Origin of the sequence: Dehalobacter sp. TeCB1, from assembly GCF_001707455.1 — a bacterium.
GTDB lineage: Bacteria > Bacillota > Desulfitobacteriia > Desulfitobacteriales > Syntrophobotulaceae > Dehalobacter > Dehalobacter restrictus.
Map to the genome: position 1 here is coordinate 1 of NZ_MCHF01000035.1, position 17,027 is coordinate 17,027.

At 34.8% G+C, this 17,027-nt stretch carries 18 protein-coding genes and 1 riboswitch; all 18 genes read left to right on the forward strand.

Going from position 1 to position 17,027, the window contains the following annotated elements:
• Nucleotides 1–462: 462 nt before the first annotated feature.
• The 18 genes from A7D23_RS09520 to A7D23_RS09605 all read left to right on the forward strand — a co-directional run bounded on the left by A7D23_RS09520 (nucleotide 463) and on the right by A7D23_RS09605 (nucleotide 17,022).
• Nucleotides 463–885, forward strand: coding sequence for a hypothetical protein (locus A7D23_RS09520; RefSeq protein WP_068883581.1), 423 nt, complete (start codon nucleotides 463–465; stop codon nucleotides 883–885).
• A 73-nt stretch (nucleotides 886–958) separates the two neighbouring features.
• Nucleotides 959–1,141 carry an antitoxin VbhA family protein gene (locus A7D23_RS09525; protein WP_068883583.1) on the forward strand — a complete coding sequence of 61 codons (183 nt, stop codon included), beginning with the start codon at nucleotides 959–961 and terminating at the stop codon, nucleotides 1,139–1,141.
• Nucleotides 1,128–2,051, forward strand: coding sequence for a Fic family protein (locus tag A7D23_RS09530; RefSeq protein ID WP_068883585.1), 924 nt, complete (start codon nucleotides 1,128–1,130; stop codon nucleotides 2,049–2,051). Before A7D23_RS09525 ends, A7D23_RS09530 begins: the two co-directional genes overlap by 14 nt.
• Before the next feature lie 20 nt (nucleotides 2,052–2,071).
• Nucleotides 2,072–2,329 carry a hypothetical protein gene (locus A7D23_RS09535; protein WP_068883587.1) on the forward strand — a complete coding sequence of 86 codons (258 nt, stop codon included), beginning with the start codon at nucleotides 2,072–2,074 and terminating at the stop codon, nucleotides 2,327–2,329.
• A 62-nt stretch (nucleotides 2,330–2,391) separates the two neighbouring features.
• Entirely contained in the window at nucleotides 2,392–5,940 is a 3,549-nt protein-coding gene (gene mobP3 / locus A7D23_RS09540) for a MobP3 family relaxase (protein WP_068883589.1), read from the forward strand.
• Nucleotides 5,941–6,059: 119 nt separating this feature from the next.
• Nucleotides 6,060–6,144: riboswitch (cyclic di-GMP riboswitch) on the forward strand.
• A 63-nt stretch (nucleotides 6,145–6,207) separates the two neighbouring features.
• Nucleotides 6,208–8,208 carry a VirD4-like conjugal transfer protein, CD1115 family gene (locus A7D23_RS09545; protein WP_068883591.1) on the forward strand — a complete coding sequence of 667 codons (2,001 nt, stop codon included), beginning with the start codon at nucleotides 6,208–6,210 and terminating at the stop codon, nucleotides 8,206–8,208.
• Between the two features lie 17 nt (nucleotides 8,209–8,225).
• Nucleotides 8,226–8,558 (forward strand): hypothetical protein, encoded by a 333-nt coding sequence (locus A7D23_RS09550; protein ID WP_068883593.1) that lies wholly within the window; start codon nucleotides 8,226–8,228, stop codon nucleotides 8,556–8,558.
• A 54-nt stretch (nucleotides 8,559–8,612) separates the two neighbouring features.
• Nucleotides 8,613–9,458, forward strand: coding sequence for a conjugal transfer protein TrbL family protein (locus A7D23_RS09555; protein ID WP_068883595.1), 846 nt, complete (start codon nucleotides 8,613–8,615; stop codon nucleotides 9,456–9,458).
• A 12-nt stretch (nucleotides 9,459–9,470) separates the two neighbouring features.
• Nucleotides 9,471–9,695, forward strand: coding sequence for a hypothetical protein (locus A7D23_RS09560; RefSeq protein WP_068883597.1), 225 nt, complete (start codon nucleotides 9,471–9,473; stop codon nucleotides 9,693–9,695).
• 13 nt (nucleotides 9,696–9,708) lie between these two features.
• Nucleotides 9,709–10,053 (forward strand): PrgI family protein, encoded by a 345-nt coding sequence (locus A7D23_RS09565; protein ID WP_068883599.1) that lies wholly within the window; start codon nucleotides 9,709–9,711, stop codon nucleotides 10,051–10,053.
• A gap of 2 nt (nucleotides 10,054–10,055) precedes the next feature.
• Nucleotides 10,056–10,694: a TraC family protein gene (locus tag A7D23_RS09570; RefSeq protein WP_068883601.1), complete on the forward strand. Its 639-nt coding sequence runs from the start codon at nucleotides 10,056–10,058 to the stop codon at nucleotides 10,692–10,694.
• A 14-nt stretch (nucleotides 10,695–10,708) separates the two neighbouring features.
• The gene (locus A7D23_RS09575; RefSeq protein WP_141690661.1) at nucleotides 10,709–12,571 is read left to right on the forward strand and encodes an ATP-binding protein; all 1,863 of its coding nucleotides are present in this window, start codon (nucleotides 10,709–10,711) and stop codon (nucleotides 12,569–12,571) included.
• Between the two features lie 33 nt (nucleotides 12,572–12,604).
• Complete coding sequence (locus A7D23_RS09580; RefSeq protein WP_068883604.1) at nucleotides 12,605–13,873, forward strand: C39 family peptidase; 1,269 nt, start codon at nucleotides 12,605–12,607, stop codon at nucleotides 13,871–13,873.
• A gap of 9 nt (nucleotides 13,874–13,882) precedes the next feature.
• A complete protein-coding gene (locus A7D23_RS09585; RefSeq protein WP_068883606.1) occupies nucleotides 13,883–14,353 on the forward strand; it encodes a hypothetical protein in 471 nt (156 codons plus the stop codon).
• A 54-nt stretch (nucleotides 14,354–14,407) separates the two neighbouring features.
• On the forward strand, nucleotides 14,408–14,620 hold the full coding sequence (locus A7D23_RS09590; protein ID WP_068883608.1) for a hypothetical protein: 213 nt from the start codon (nucleotides 14,408–14,410) through the stop codon (nucleotides 14,618–14,620).
• A 91-nt stretch (nucleotides 14,621–14,711) separates the two neighbouring features.
• The gene (locus A7D23_RS09595) at nucleotides 14,712–15,113 is read left to right on the forward strand and encodes a helix-turn-helix domain-containing protein (protein WP_068883609.1); all 402 of its coding nucleotides are present in this window, start codon (nucleotides 14,712–14,714) and stop codon (nucleotides 15,111–15,113) included.
• Nucleotides 15,114–15,280: 167 nt separating this feature from the next.
• On the forward strand, nucleotides 15,281–15,631 hold the full coding sequence (locus tag A7D23_RS09600) for an HU family DNA-binding protein (RefSeq protein ID WP_141690662.1): 351 nt from the start codon (nucleotides 15,281–15,283) through the stop codon (nucleotides 15,629–15,631).
• An 89-nt stretch (nucleotides 15,632–15,720) separates the two neighbouring features.
• Nucleotides 15,721–17,022: a hypothetical protein gene (locus tag A7D23_RS09605; RefSeq protein WP_068883613.1), complete on the forward strand. Its 1,302-nt coding sequence runs from the start codon at nucleotides 15,721–15,723 to the stop codon at nucleotides 17,020–17,022.
• The last annotated feature ends 5 nt before the right edge of the window (nucleotides 17,023–17,027 follow it).

Below are 17,027 nucleotides of genomic sequence, written 5' to 3' on the forward strand. Positions count from 1 at the left end.
GACCTGGGGAAAGGGAACCCGAAAGAACGGCTTTGGAGAAAAGGCAGGATTAGTATGACCTGGGGAAAGGGAACCCGAAAGAACGGCTTTGGAGAAAAGGCAGGATTAGTATGACCTGGGGAAAGGGAACCCGAAAGAACGGCTTTGGAGAAAAGGCAGGATTAGTATGACCTGGGGAAAGGGAACCCGAAAGAACGGCTTTGGAGAAAAGGCAGGATTAGTATGACCTGGGGAAAGGGAACCCGAAAGAACGGCTTTGGAGAAAAGGCAGGATAAGGGCGGTGAACCGCCTAACACAGATTTCCGGCAAAGCCGGAAACATCAATACTTTATATAGTGGTGAATACTGCAAAAAATACGTTGATATATGGTGAATTGATTGGTATAATATTCTATATAATACTGATATATAAGGATTATTCGTGGTGAAACTAACAGTAAATTATAAAGGAGTAGGGAAAAGTGGCTTTTAAGCGTTTTAGTGTTTGTGTCGATGATGAAACTTATAATATCCTTACTGATATAGTAAAAAATACAGATTCCAGTTTGGCAGAAGTATCAAGAAATTTAATAAAAAAGGGTTTGGCTTCAGATTGGGTAGATGAAAACACTGATCTTATTTCTAGAGTTGTTAGACAACAAATGGAAATAGTAGTTAAGCCTCATGTAGAACGTCTTGCAAAATTATCTGCAAAGTCAGGCCATATGAGTGCGACAGCGGCTTTTTTAAATGTGCAGGCATTGATGGATATTGTTCCTACAGAGAAAAGGAAAGATGTACGGCCTATGTATGAAAGTGCTAGAAAAAAAGCAGCAGAATATATGAAAGTTACTACAGAGGAATGGGATTATTCATTATTAGAAAAGGAAATAGAATCTAATTAATTATATTGATATTATATACCTAGATATATACATAGATAGGTATATAGTTATTTTACTAAAGGAGGGTATACTTGTGAATTTGACTTCTAAGGAAATCAATAAGATTATTATGAACTCTAAAGCTTCAATGGCTATCGAAGGGTTTAAGGTAACTGAAGAAGAGGAGGAGTTAGTGAGGAAACATCTTTCGGGAGAAATTACGGAAGAAGAATTGTTTAATAGATTGAAAGCTGGTATGCCAAATGAAGTGGAGTGATTATTTTTATCCTGGTTCAGATGTATTAATTAATAAACTGGATATAAGAGAAAATGAAATCTTATATTTCTACGAAAGAAGATTAACCTTTGCTCGATTATCAAAGCTGGAAGCAAATCCGATCGAGGGGCAATTTGATTTAGAGCATTTAAAGAATATTCATAAGTATATTTTTCAAGATGTCTATGATTGGGCTGGTGATCTTCGCAAGGTAGATATGGGTAAGGGAAGCTCTGAATTTACACTCATTAAAGATATTGAGCCATTGGCGAAGGACATCTTTGATAAGCTTAAAAATGAAAACTTTCTCAAAGGATTAGATATTAATTTCTTCTGTAATAGACTTGCATATTATTCTGGACAGATCAATATTATTCATCCATTTAGGGAGGGAAACGGTAGATCAACAAGAGAGTTTGTTAGATGTCTTGCCGATCAAGCCGGGTACAGTATAAATTATGGTCAAGTGAATAAAGAAGAACTTTTTGAGGCTTATATTAGGTCATTTTATAATGACTATAATGGTCTTAAAAAAGTTTACAGAGATCATATAGTGGATTCTATTAAACAGTGTTACTTAGATGAATTTCCCGGTATAAAAAAAGCTTCTATGACATTACTTGAAAATCTGAACAAGTTGAGGTTAATACAACCTGAATTTAAAACCTTTAAAAAAGAATTTATTCCGGTTATAGAAATTAAAAGGATCTATGAAAAATATGGAAAGCTTATTGATTCAGAAGGTCCTAACTCAGAAGTGATTACAGAATATAATGGCCGTTTCAAGTTAGTGTCTGATATTATGCAAGAAGTAAGAACCTTACAGATAAATGATCTTAATCTTGATAGTAGTAGAGAACTTAGCCAAGGCCAAAACATGAAAAGTAAAATTGATTTAGAAATAGAGTAATTATTTCTAATGGAGTTTATATGAAAAAGACCATTGCAGCGCACATGAAAGATATTTTAATAAAAAATGAATTAACTGATAATATAATAAATTTTGGGGATGTTCAATTACTTGGGGAGTGTGCTGCCAGAGCAGAATTAAAACAAAAGCATCCCTTAGACAGAAACCATGCTGTAATTAACGCACTAGAAAGAAGTAATTTATTTAAAAAGGTTGGATATTGCAGAGTGCATTTTAAAGGGAATTGTTTATGGAGAAATTTTAAGTTGATAAAGTAATGGTTGTAATATAAACGAAGGGTGGAATATGGTTCTGCCCTTTAAATACGAGGGATGATAATATGAGCAGAGTTATTTTTAAAATGTCCTTCAAACATCCAAATTTGAAAGATACTGTTAGTAAAAATGTTAGTCATGTTCAATATATTGCTACTAGATCCGGGGTTGATAAAACTATAACGGAATCTGATTTAAAGAGAGAGCTTGAAAAAGGAATTGAGGATATTGCGCCTGAAGGGTCCAGTGATGAGAGCTATGTTCGTTATATTGATGAGCGACCAAGATCACATGGTTTATTTGGCCCGGATGGAATAGAAGAACCTGGTGCAATTCAAGATGAAATATCCAAAGTGGAAAGTTTCGTTTGGCGTGGAATTGTTTCTTTGAGAGAAGAAGATGCAATTAGCCTTGGATATCTTAAAAAAGATCAATGGCAAGATATGTTACGTAAGAAAATTCCCGATATGGCTAACCAGATGGGGATACCAATAACTAATCTAAGATGGGTCGGAGCTGTACATATGGAGAAGGGCCATCCCCATGCTCATATAATGATGTGGGAAAAAGAGCCTCAAAAAACTATTGGGATAATATCAGGAAATAAATTAACCACAATACGTAAGCTTTTAACTGATGAGATTTTTGAAGAAGAAAGATTCCAGCTTATGAATGAAAAAAATATTATGAGAGATTTAATTCGGGATCTTGCCCAGGATGATATAAGTCATATTTCTAGAATTATGAAGGATGTCCGTACATCCGGGCATGAGTTAAAAACATTTATTCGAGATATGAATTTGGAAGGTGTCTCTCCAAAGTTATATAATGAGCAAGAACAAAAACTTATCCTTATGGTTAAAGACTTATCTGATAAGATGCCAGGAAAAGGAAGAGTAGCTTTAAAATTTATGCCCGAGGACATTAAAGAAGAAGTCCGGGCAATAGCTGATTACCTATTAAGGCAGCCTGAATTTAATGCTTCATTAGAAAAAAATTTGAAGTCTACAGAAGAACTAACTAAGATGTATACTGGCCAGGAGGACGCAATCCAGAAGGCCAGGGAGAATGCTTATAATGATATCCGAGATAGGATATGTCAGATGATCTTAAAAGGAGCTGTAGAGTGGCAAAAAGATAGTTTCTTATATGCTGACCTAGAACTTTCTTTAAAGGCTGTAGATTTTATTCAAAATATGTATTATGCGATTGATCTTATGCCTGAAAGAACAAAGGTATTAGCTTTGGCGATATCAACGATGATGAGATCCGATTACACAGATGATGATATTTTAAATGTATTAAAATCTTACCTTCAGAAAGAAGATATTCATTATCCGGAACAATCATTAGGAGCTTTAATAAATGAAATTCGTGGTAATGGAATTAATCTGAATGAATTATCGTCCCAAAAGAAAATAGACTTTTATCTTTCGGTTGCAAAAATGAATGAACTATCAGAGTTGGACGCTTTTCAACAAGGTAAAAAGCTTATTGGATTAGACAGTTTAGAATTGGAAAAAAGGTTATTAAGCTTACAGGATTCCGGTTTCATAAAAAAAGAAATCGATTTTGAGGACGGCAGCAGTGAATATTATTGTCTGACAAATAAAGGTATTGAAGAAATACTTTCAGTGAAGAGTCTTGATAAAGCTGAAAAAGAAATCCTGAAAATGCTGGGAAAAAACGAGAAGGAAGGTGAAGGACCCCCTTCATTTACATTTCATGAATTATTAGATAATCAAGATATTTTTGGTGGTCTGTATGATAAAGATCCGGATGAGTTTAAGATCGGGAAATATGATACTATTGTTCGAAAAGAATTTGGAGAACATAACAGAATTACATTTAATGAACTTGAGGATAATATCTATAAAAAATATACAGATGAAAATTCTGAGGTAAATGAAAGTAAGGCTGAAGATGAGCTTGAGAATCTTAAAAAAAGAATTGAAAAGCTAGTGCTCAATGGCTTCGTTGAATATGATAAAGCAACCGGCATATATTCTTTTACTGATGAAATGGAAAAATATTTTGAGTACGACAAGGAAAAGGGTGTTTATCTATTTACAGATCAAGCAATAGATGAACTTCATATTCCCGTGCAAATGGAATTTACCCGTTATGATGCAAACGTGACTTTAGGTTATATAGATAAAGCTCCAGAGGGCCTTTTGACACTTGATTCTCTAAAGGAAACTATTCAGAAGGAGATTGTCAACCAAGAGGCCGACAAAGTATATGAAAGACTTAAGTATTTATTGGAATCTAAAGATGAATCCTTGGAAAAAATAGTAAAGCACTTCATTGTCGAGGATTCAACCGGGAATTTATCTTGTACCGAAGAAGGGCAATTTCTTGGAAAAAGTCTTAATAGATTTGATAAATTTATTAAGAGTGAGACAGGAAGCGAATTATTAGAGTCTCTTAAAGGGTTATCCGATGAGGAAGCAGTTCCCTTGATGGGTAATTTTAAGGAGCAATATGAGAAAGGCTATATTATTCGGGATGAATCCGGAAGTTTGATAATCAATCCTGTCTATCGGGATATAAAGGACTTACTTTATCAGGTTTATAAAGAAGGTGGGAGTTTGAATAAGGCAGCATTAAAAGGTATTCTACATAAAAATATGTTCAATCTGGAAGCACAAAGAACTTTTAAATATTTAATCAGGAGATTAGATAACCTTAAAAAGGGTAATTATTTGACCGGCGCAAAGGGAGAATATAAATTAAATGCTACCGGTATAGAAAAAAGACAAGATTTATTAATTCCTCAAAGAAATCTCTTACGGAAAAGTCTCACATATTTAAAGCAGCTTGGCTTAATAACGCAAACAGGCATGAGTTATCAGGTGACCGAACGTTACTATAAATATATGAAAGACGTTGCAATAAGTAAAAAAGATAAGACAGTGAGAACGAGTAATCTTCCGAATGACATTGTTAAACTTATTGATCGGACACAAAATAAATTGGATGTAGGAAAGATTGAACGTAATAACAACAGAATGTTAACGGGGAAGTATCTCAACAATGCGTATGCTGAAGTAGAGACTAATTATCAAAGTATTAGGTCTTTCTGTAATGTTCAGGATATTGTAGATAAACCAATTAAGAATCTGGCTACAATCTTATTGGTATCCGGAATTGGGTTTGAGCAGGTTAAAGAAATGCTTCATAGTTGGAATATTAGATCGAATTCTAATATAAACACGGAGCTAATTAATGATATCTCAGATGAAGCATATGAGAAATACTTAGAAAATAAACAGTGGGGCAAATCAACAGTTATTTCTACTAAGGAATGGAAGGAAACTTTTTTGGCACTTGGAGTACAGGATAAAGATATTCCTAAGTGGATGTATAAAGGGGAGAATTGGGAAACATTTAACCAGCATGGCATCGGAGCAGCTACGATGGCAAATGATTTATGGAAAAGTGTATGGAGAGAGTTAGAAAAACAAAGAATGCAGCAAGAAGCTCAAGCTGAATTTATGAAGGATCGGATGAGTAAGCAATTAGGGCTTAGAAATAAAGAAGCCGAAATAGAAAAAATTAGGAAAAGTAAGGATAGAAGCGCATTATTTAGAGAAGATGAGTTAGAACGCTAATATCTTGAGTATAAGGCCAAATCTGCGTTTGTAAATTTGTAGCAATTTGGTAAATAATGATAATAAGTTTTATATTATTTTGATTACGTTTTGTAATCAACCTAACAGAATACAAGCCTTTCAGTTAATAGCAAACTTGGCGAAAGCCAGGGACGCAAAACTTCGGGTCTAAGGTGGAAACACTATGATAGCCGAGTCGCCTAGAGGGTTATTTTATTTTCAGGCGTTGCTATTGGCAACGCTATTTCTATTTCAAGGAGGTAAATTTTGGCTACTCTATCTAATAAAGAAATTGATAAATCAATTAGAATACGAACAATATCAGTTATCGTTGTTATTATATTGGACGTTTTACTTTTACCTTGGATTATTAAATTTCCTTCTTTTTTTGTTAAGGATTTCGTTAATGCCCCAACACTATGGTTTAATTACGGATTGGTAAGAGCTATTAAAGATCTCTTTTCTCAGCCTGATTATTTAAAACTATTTTTGTTTCTGCAACTTCCTGTTTCTGCTTTTATAATTTGGATAACCTGGAATGTGGATCGTTTAAAAAAGAAAAACAGGATAAAAGACGGGATCGGGGGGCCGGAACCTGCCGGGACCGGGCAACATGGTACAAGCCGGTGGCAAAACAAAAATGAAATGGATGAGACTGTAAATGTTTGGTACACCGAAATGCCTTTAAATAATAAGGGTGGAATAGTTTTCGGTATGGAAAAATCAAAAGGTGGGAAAGAAAAGGTATGGTTGAATAAAGAGGATCGTCATACGCTGATTCTAGGGGCAACTCGATCCGGAAAAGATAGGAAAATCCTGATGCCTACTATTTGGGAACTTGCAAAAGCCGGGGAAAGCATGATAATAGGTGATCCAAAAGGTGAAAGCTACATAACCACAAGAGATTATTTACAAAGTAAAGGTTATAAAGTCATTGCTCTCAATCTTCGAGATCCAGCTTTAGGAAATCAGTGGAATATGTTAAATCAAGTAAATAAAGCAGTTGATAATAATGATATTGCCAAGGCTTCAGAACTGGCTTGGAATATTTCAAATATTATTGGCAAACAAAACTTCGGCAAAGGGGATCAGCCTATCTGGCAAAATGGTCAAGAAAGTGCCCTGGCAGCATTAATTCTTTTAACGGCTTTTAATAGTGAGTTTAAATTTCAGAGGCATATGGCAACGGTATATCATTTATTGGCTTTATATGGACAACCGGTTATAACTCCTAACGGTTTTGAATTCGTTCCATTATTGGAATATATGAATCGATTACCAATAAAACATCCGGCAAAGGCAGCCTTCGCGGTGGCTTCTATTGCTCCTTATAAAATGAGGGCGAGTTTTTTTACTACAGTATTATCGAGTTTAAGACTTTTCACAGATCCTAATATTGCTGATATGACAGCAAAGCAAGACCATGAATTTGCAGATATTGGGATCGAAAAAACGGCTGTATTCTTAATTATACCAGACGAAATCAGTACAAGAGACGTTCTTGCAACTCTATATATTGACCAGGTATATCAATCTTTAGTAGAGCTTGCTAACCAACGTGGGGGAAGAATTCCAAGACGTGTAAATATAATTTTGAATGAATTTGGTAATTTGCCTCCAATACCAGACTTTGATAAAAAGCTTACCGTTGCCGGTGGCCGTGGGATTAGATTCACTCTAGCCATTCAGGATATTACTCAAATTAAGAAGCTTTATAAGGAAAATGCCCAAACAATCACGGGTAACTGCCATGATTGGATATATTTAAAAACTGCCGATGTAGATACAGCGAAACTTATAAGTGAAAAAACAGGCAAATATACGGTGGAAACTGAAAATGCAAGTAGCTCTATCCAATCAAAGGGACACAGTATGAGTCACGGGGTCGGGTTAGCTCAAAGGGCATTACTACTTCCGGATGAAGTTCTCAGATGGAATATTAATGAGAGTTTAATATTGCCTATAAGTGAATTTCCTGCAAGATATCCATTACCCGATTTATCCTTGTGGAGTGCGAATAGTGAACTTGGTTTTTCGAGTACCGGAGATAAGGATGTGGATATGGAGAATGCGAGACAGATTCTAGAAAAAAGATGGGACCAAACACCAAGGAGAATTCTTGAAGATGTTAAGATATGGCTGCCTGATATGGGCGAATCTTCGGATTCTGAAGGGGGGGAATTTATTCAAAGTAATGATGATGGTACACAGTTAAGTCTAGACAATGAAATGAACGAATCGGATGAATATGAAAAAGACTTTTTATAATTTTAGGAGGAATTAAGATGTCTAAAAAAAGAGTATTGGTATCTCGTATTAAATCTATATTGATTCTTGGGCTTGTTATCTCGTCATTCGCCTTGCCGGTTTATGCGGATGAACCTAAATTAGTTTCTGGTACATTGGCTTTATTTACAGCAGCAACGTCATGGCTTACAGGTTTAATCCCTGTGGGTTCGGGATTATTCCTTGGATATCAAGCATGGCTTAAATCGATGTCTGAGGATCAGGCTATCATTGCGGAAAAAAATCGTCTTATGAAAAATGTACTTATTGGGGCTGCTATCGCTACAACCGCAAGCGGATTAGCCAGGATAATTCTAGGTTTCTATAGCTGATTATGTAAAAGATGCTTAAAAAAGCGTCTTAACTTCAAGAAAAGGGATGGTTGAATGTTTGATTTTTCTAGTTTATTAGGTGGTGCGGTCCAAAGCTTTTTTGAAAATTTATTCAACCAAATTATTAACTTTTTTGCAACCACTTTAGTAAATATCATGAGTACATCTACGGATGTTCTTCAGTTGCCTTTTGTTCAAAATGGCATACATTATGCTCAAGGATTAGCTTTTGTAGTTTTAGTCTTAAAGACAATGAACGAAGCTTTCCAGACCTATATATTACATCAAAATGGTGATCCTGAAGCAGATCCAGGGGGATTGTTAATTAGAACCGGCCAGGCTGTTGCAATAGTAGCTACATTACCGTGGATATTACCCCAATTGTTCATTTTTGGAACTAAAGTAGCTACAGATGTAGCAAATTTAAGTACAGGTAAAATGGGTTTAGAAGATTGGGGTATATTCCTAAAGAGTCCTGGAACGATGAGCATGGTAATTATTTTGATGGGCCTTGGTATGGCGATAATATTGTTACTAATCGGTATCCAAACAATGATTAGGGGGGCTGAATTAGCTCTTATGGCGGTGATAGGCCCTATATTGGCCTTAAATATTACATCGAATAATCAGGATCTATGGAGTAGTTGGTTTAAACAGGTAATTATTATTTGCGTTTCTCAAGCGGTACAAATATTTATGGTTAAGGGTGCCTTTTCTCTTATGACTAATGAAATATCTGCAAATGGGCTGCTCTTAGTTTTGGGGTGGCTCTGGATCGCTTTAAAATCTCCTGCTTTCCTTAAGCAATTTGCTTATTCTTCAGGTTTTACCGGGGCCGTTGGCGGTGGAGTGAAACAGGCTGGATCTATGTACATGATGAGGAGAATGCTGGCCCGTTAAAGGAGAATAGAAATGGAAGCAATAAGTTATCTCTCAAATTGGATTACATGGTTATATGCAGTTATTATCGTTGGTGCAGGGTTTATGATCACTTATCAGGCTATTATGAAAACATTTACTACAGATGAGGATGAAACCGCATCACGAAATTTAAGAATAAAACAAACAATAAAAGGGGCTATTGTAGGATTATGTTTGAGTGGCCTAATTACAATTATTAAGAATTTCTACATGTAGGGGAGTATGATAAATGAGCAGCCTTGATCAAGAGAATTCTTTTACAGAATATTTAATTCCGGCCAATGTTACGACAAGATTTGAATTTTTTCCCGGTTTGGGGTGGTTCGAATTAGGATCAATTGTATTGGCCTGTATTGTAGGTGTTATTTTATCGTTTCTGTTAGGATTATTACCATTTATTTCTATAGGTGTGAGAATGTTTATAATTGTTATCCCCACGGTGGCAGCCTTCTTTATTGTAAAAAGAGATCCAACGAGTGGTATGAATCTCTTAGATACATTGAAAAGTGCTAAATTATTCAAGGAAAAGCAAAAAAGGTATCTTTATAAAATTGTTCCCGGAACGGAGGATTAAGTATGAATGTTCCTTCACTAAAGAAAAATAAACAAGCTATTTCTCAGGAGGAAATAACACGTCAAAAACGTGAAAAAACAGCTCAAGATTGGATACCTGTTGCGGATATAAATAGATCGATAATTTACCGAAAAGATACAATATTAGTTTCGATGATCCGTATTTGGCCTCAAAACCTTGAATTATTATCCGATACAGAACAAAAGAATAAGGTCGAAGCTCTGGCCGAACAACTTAACGGAGAAAATAAAGCAATGCAATTCTTTTGTATCGGCCGGCCGGTCGATTTAAATAATTATCTTGATTGGTTACAGGATAAAGCAAGGATCGAACAGGACTTCACTAGACGAAAACTGCTAAAGAAATTTATTAAACAGGCTTCCTTAACGGCAAGTAGCGGTGAAACAATGGAAAGAAGATTCTATTTAATACTTGCCAGCACAGTGGATAAGAATGCTGAAATAGAACTTGGCAATCGTACTACTGAATTAAGAGATAAGCTAGGTAGAGCTGGTCTTTCGGTAGATGTTTGCAATGACGATGAATTACTTGCTGTTCTGGCTTTATTCGCTAATCCTGTACAAGCAAGTTTTGAGCGTAATGAGTTGGAATTGTCCCTAGCTCCATTATTAGATGTGTAATAGGAGGGTTTATCATGGCGATAAGAAAAGAAAAACAAAAAGAAACGAAAAAAGATATTAAGGTCCCAGTAAATAATCATATTCTAGATATCATTACTCCTATGGCAATAGAATTCCGGGCAAAAGATTTTTACTATGGGGAAAACCTTAGTAGAGTAATTGTTATTAGGAATTACCCATCAAAGGTAAGAATCGGTTGGTTATCTAGAATTGCAAATATGGAAGGGGTTACTTGTTCTATTCATCTTACTCCTACAAATTCATCAAAGCTTACTGAAAATATATCAAAGAGCATCGGTGAAATTGCTGGTCGAATAAATAATGGTGGATCTGCTTTAATGATGCAACGTGCAGAACAACAATACAGGGATGCTAATACATTACTTCGTAAAATTGACCAGGAACAAGAGAATGTTTTTTATGTGACTATAGTAATTATGATATCTGCTGGTGATACAGAAGAATTAGACAGAAAGAGCAGAAAAATTGAAAGTGCTTTAGCTGGTTCAAAAATGAGGGGTAGGGTTGCAATGTTTAAGCAGGAGGATGCTTTGCTTGCTGTTTCCCCTTATGGTATATGCCCTCAAAGTATAAAAGACATGGCAAGTAGAAATATGCCATTAAGCACGATAGCAGGGGCTTATCCTTTTAATTCATCAGGAATCAATGATGGTACGGGATGGATTTTTGGAAAGGACAACCAGGGAGGAATTATACTTCTCGATACCTGGATGCGTGGCGGTGATAGGACAAATAGTAATTGGACTTTATTAGGAGTTCCGGGGGTAGGTAAATCTGCTACAGCAAAGCATATTATTGCAAATGAATATGCTTTAGGGACTAAGATTATTATTATCGATCCTGAAAGAGAATACAGGGACTTATGTAATAATCTTGCTGGCCAATGGATTAATTGTGGCGGTGGTGTTGGTGGCAGAATCAATCCTTTGCAAGTAAAAGAAGTACCTAAAGATGATGAGGGAGAAGAGAAGGAAAATAGTTTATTTAAAGATGAAGGAAAAGGGATGGGTAATTTAGCCCTTCATTTCCAGATTGACCGGACATTTTTTAAATTATATCTTAAGAATTTAGATGATATGGACCAAGCTATTCTTGAAGAATCATTAGAGGAACTTTATCTAAAACATGGGATAACTTGGGATACAGATACTTCACAGATTCCAAATGAACAGTATCCGATCATGGAGAATTTATATAACCTTATGTCAGAAAAACTTAATCTATCAGATATTTCAGACCGCAAAAGAGATAAATATGAAAAGCTTTCATTGTTGTTACGCCGAGCTGCTATAGGAGCAGATGCAAGTTTATGGAACGGGCATACAACAATTGAGGCTAAAAATGATTTTATTGTTCTTGATACTCACGATTTACAAGAAGCAGATGAGCAAATAAAAACAACACAATATTTTAATATCCTGACTTGGGCCTGGAATCAGTTGTCTAAGAATAGAGAGGAAAGAGTTTTGTTAATTGTTGACGAAGCTTATCTTCTTGTTGATCCTGAAGTGCCCCAAGCCCTTCAATTTTTAAGAAATGTAAGTAAACGTATTCGTAAATATGAAGGTGGTTTGGGAGTAATTTCACATTCGGTTGTTGACTTCTTAGATCCCGCAGTTAGAAGACATGGACAAGCATTGCTAGATAATCCTTGTTTTAAATTCTTTATGGGCACAGACGGTAAGAATCTTGAGGAACTTACAAAACTCATGGACTTAACAGATGCAGAGCAAGATGTTTTATTAAAAAAGAGAAGGGGTGCCGGTATTCTTATTGCTGGTTCAAAACGTGTCCATGCAAAAGTAGAAATTGCTGATTTTGAATTTGAGTTATTTGGTAAAGGAGGAGGAAATTAAAGAATTTTAAATAATTGGCGGTGAGGTGATTTTATGGCAGCTCCAATAATAGGAATTGCAGCGAAAAAACTTATACAAAAGATTATATTAAACCTGTTTACTGATCCGGAAAAAGGTTTTAGAAATATATTGCTGATAGTTCTTGTGCCCTTAATGGTAGTTATATTGTTTTTTGCAACTCCTATTGTTTTGGCCGTTAGCGTTCCTACTATATTGTTAGATAGCGGTAAAAACGGAGAGATAGATAAAGTACAATATGAGCTTGTATTAACTTATCAGGCTGCCCCTGATACCCTTAATAAGGAAAATTTAGATTGGATTGACCAAGCAAAAAAGGAATACTCATGGTGTGATGATATCGTTGTATCCTATTCATTTGATCTATCATGGCAGCATTTAATAGCTCTGGATTCTGTATTACTTCAACAGGATTTTAAAAAAGCCAATCAAGCAGATATTCTAAAAATGGCTAGTAAATTCCCAATTCGAAATGTAACTGTAGAAACCTATACTGTACAGGAATTACGTACAGGTTCTTATACAGATAAAGATGGCAATGAGCAAGAATATACCTACACTGTAGAAGTTACGAAACATCGAGCGAAAATATCTATTACAACAAAACCATTTAATACAGTAATAAAAGAATTAGGGTTTGATGATTTTCAAACCAAAATGGCACAAAATATTTATAACACGATTATTGCAGCAGATATTGAAGGACATTTGAATCTTTATGATGATATAGATTTAAGCCAACTCCAGGAGTATCCCCCAGGTAATGCTAATATCCCATATTTTAACCAGACGGACAAGCGTTGGGGTGCATACAGTTATGGTAAAGTTGGCACGATCGCCAGTTCAGGGTGTGGACCTACATCTTTAGCTATGGTGGTTGCCGGTCTTACGGGCCGAAGTGATATTAATCCTAAAAGTGTCGCTGATTGGTCCGTTGTAAATGGTTACAGGATCGAAGGGGCAGGTTCAGCTTGGGCCTTAATGACTGCCGGTGGTGCAAACTATGGGCTTAGTGTTGAGGCTGTGAGTAGGATGAATCCTGAAGCGATTGTACAAGCACTAAGTAAGGGTTATCCCGTAATTGTTGCTATGGGGAGAGGACATTTTACCAGTGGAGGACATTTTATGGTATTACGGGGTTTAACTGAGGACGGTAAAGTATTAATAAATGATCCTGTAAGTGTAAAGAGAACAAATCAAGCTTGGGATCTGGCAATAATTATGAATGAAAGTAGTACAAATGGTGGGGTAAATGGTAGTCCTTTTTGGATATTTAGACCATAGGAGGATTAAATGAGAAAAAATATAATTCTAATTGTTTTGATAATACTTGCTGGTAGTATTGCTCTATTTCTTCCTGGTATCGTATCAAAAGAAGAAAATAAAAGAAACGAGGCTAAGATAGCTCAATTCAATAATGAAGTAGGTTCAAATAATAATACAATTATTGAATCTGAGGTTCCAAATGATATAAGAGAGACAGAAGTTTATGATAAAGAACAAATGTATTTCCAAAATATAGAACCTTTATATTCATATTTTAAATTTGCTGAAGTAGAGACTATAAAACAGAAAGTTCAATATTATATCCATACATATATTGATAAAAGCATACTCGATTGCGAATTGGTTCCGGATAGTATAAAGCAAGTGAATAATACAACCACCTTCGAATTTTCTATTAAAGATAACAAGCCGGTTGATATTCAGGTTGATAAAGAAAATGGTGAAATAAAAGTGAGTATTATAAATAGTATCAAATAGACATTAAATGAATGTACATTAATTTATATAGGATAAAGGGAGGATTTTGGTTTAATGGATGATAGAAAGGATAAAAAAAAAGAAGCAACATGTAATTTTAAACTACCCGAAGATGATTATATAGAACTACAGCAAATTGCATCTAAATTATATGGAGGATTGAGTTTATCCGATATGATGCGTACGCTTACCTATGCACAATTAGAAAAGGTTCGAAAAACAGGGGACCCTAAAGCGTTTTTAGATTGTCTTATAAAAAAAGACTGATTAACTATAAATGGAGGTTTTTTCCTTGTATCAGGTTTAAACCAGTGTTATAATTATAACATAAGTTCAAACTAATAAAGAAGGTGGTTATTTGAAAGGATTAACCGTAGTAATATTAAGTGATTTAAAACAAGGTAAACCAGTGGAAGAAATCTCCAATAAATTCAATTTATCTCTTCAAGCTGTTTATAAACTTGCAAAACAATATAACATAAAAACATCCCCGAGGCTCTTATCAGCAGATGAAAAAAAGGCCAATAAAAAACAAACAGATGCACAATATTACTTAAAGAAAAGAAAACTTAGACAGGAATTAGATTACTTGTATGAACGGCCTGATATTCCAATGCCGGATCTACCACCTGTAGCTTGTAAAAACAGTGGATTGGGTGCTTGCAATTTATCATGGGTCTTTTCACAAGAAAACAAAAAATCTTCTGCTAAAGAACATAAAGAAACTCAACATAAGTATGGATTGAAAACTCCACGCTAAGATACCGGTGTGTCCGGACATATTCGATATTTTTTTAAACCTTTTCGCGCTTTTTTAACATAAATCGACATTGGTTGATGATATATTGACCCTTTTAATAAAGAGGGTTTTTTTTGCTTTACTTTTAATATATAATTGTGGAGGATAATTAATGATTGAGGTTAAAAATGAATAAGCTTCGTAGTATCCATCAATCCCAATTATTATCAGAGATAGCAGAGGATTCAGGGCTTACAATTGCAACTGTAAAAAAAGCTTTTGAATCTTATGAAAAGGTTTCGAAAGATAGAATTATGGAAGGAAAAAAAGTACCCTTGCCTGGTGGTATGGGTTATATATATTTAGCACTCTCAAGATCAAAACCGCAAGATATTTATTTAAAACTGACCGATTCACATACTACTATATTGCCAAAATTACGTACATTTGTATCTTTTTCAGATCCCTGGAAAGAATTTATAAATTCAAATCTGAAAACTCCAGAAATAATAAAAAAACTACTAGACCTGAAAAAATAATAATAGCCTTAAATCAACCGCCTTAACAGGCGGTTTTTCTATTTAAGTGAAAGGTTTTATATTCGTAAATTTATAATAGGGGTGAAAAAATGTATGCAGTAATTTGTAGACCTAAGTATTGGGAAGAAATCAGTTCGGTTATTAGTTCTCTTGAAGAACATATTGTATTTAGTAAAATTCAGGATGAAATTGACTTTACGGATGAAATGGAGCAAATAAACCGTATTTCTATTAAGCATTTGATAATAGATATTACGGCCATACAGAGCCAGAAAGAATTCTTAAGATCTATAAAAAATTATCGCATTATGAATGATAGGACTCAAATTATAATTATTGCGCCTTTTTTTGAGCCAGGGAATGAATTATTACATTCGCTTGTTTCTATGGGGATATATGACATTCTTGCCCCGGCTGATGAATCTATAGAGGATAACCTTGCTATTGCTCCATTACTAATAAATTCCTTGAAAGATCCTTCATCTTACAAAAGAGCTGTAAGGTGGATTATTGATAATGATAATCCGGAGAGCCAGGTCCAATCAAAAACGAATAAAATTAAGAGTAAAGAGTATCATGACAGCCAAGAACAAAACGTAATTCAAATCATGAAAAATGATATAGTCCAAATTATGAAAAATGGTTTAAAAGAGACAATGCTTTCTTGGGGTTGGGACTCTTCAGGTAAAAGTTTCTTTATTGTTAATCTTGCCGTGAAGTTAGCTAAAAGTGGTTCTAAGGTAGCTCTGATAGAAGGTAATCTAAATAATTCTGAACTGTTTTCATTCTTCCAGATAGAAGAAAATCATGAGGGCTTGGAAATATTATTAAAAAATAGTATGGATGAGGATATTCTAGATCATGCCTTTAAACCGATTAAGAATTTATTTGTATTTGCTTCTATGCCTTCAATTGTAAAACCAAAAAACTTAGATGTAGGGCTTTTTAAAGAAAAACTTCGAGATAAGGTTGACTTTATTCTCTTAGATAACCCTTCGGCCATTAATAATGATCTAATAAATAATATGAGACAAGCGAGTAAGGTTTTTGTAGTGGTTACGCCAAATATTGCGAAGTTGGCTGCTTTATCACAGGAGCTTAAATCACTTTCTGAAGCAGGAATAAATCTTGGTAAATTTGAGGTAATTTTAAATTTTTATACGGCATCAAAATTGATTTCCCCGGAATCGGTAAGTTCATTATTAAACATAAATACGGCAGCAGTTATTCCACCAATGTTTCCAGGCGGCTTTGAGTCTCATATGAAAGGGAAACCAATTATACTGTCCTCCGAAGGAAAAGAGGTAGAGGATTCTTTAAGTAAGATTCTGGATTCACTTTGGATTACAAAGAATTCCAAAAAGAGTTTTATTTCACGTTTTAAAAAGTAAAACAA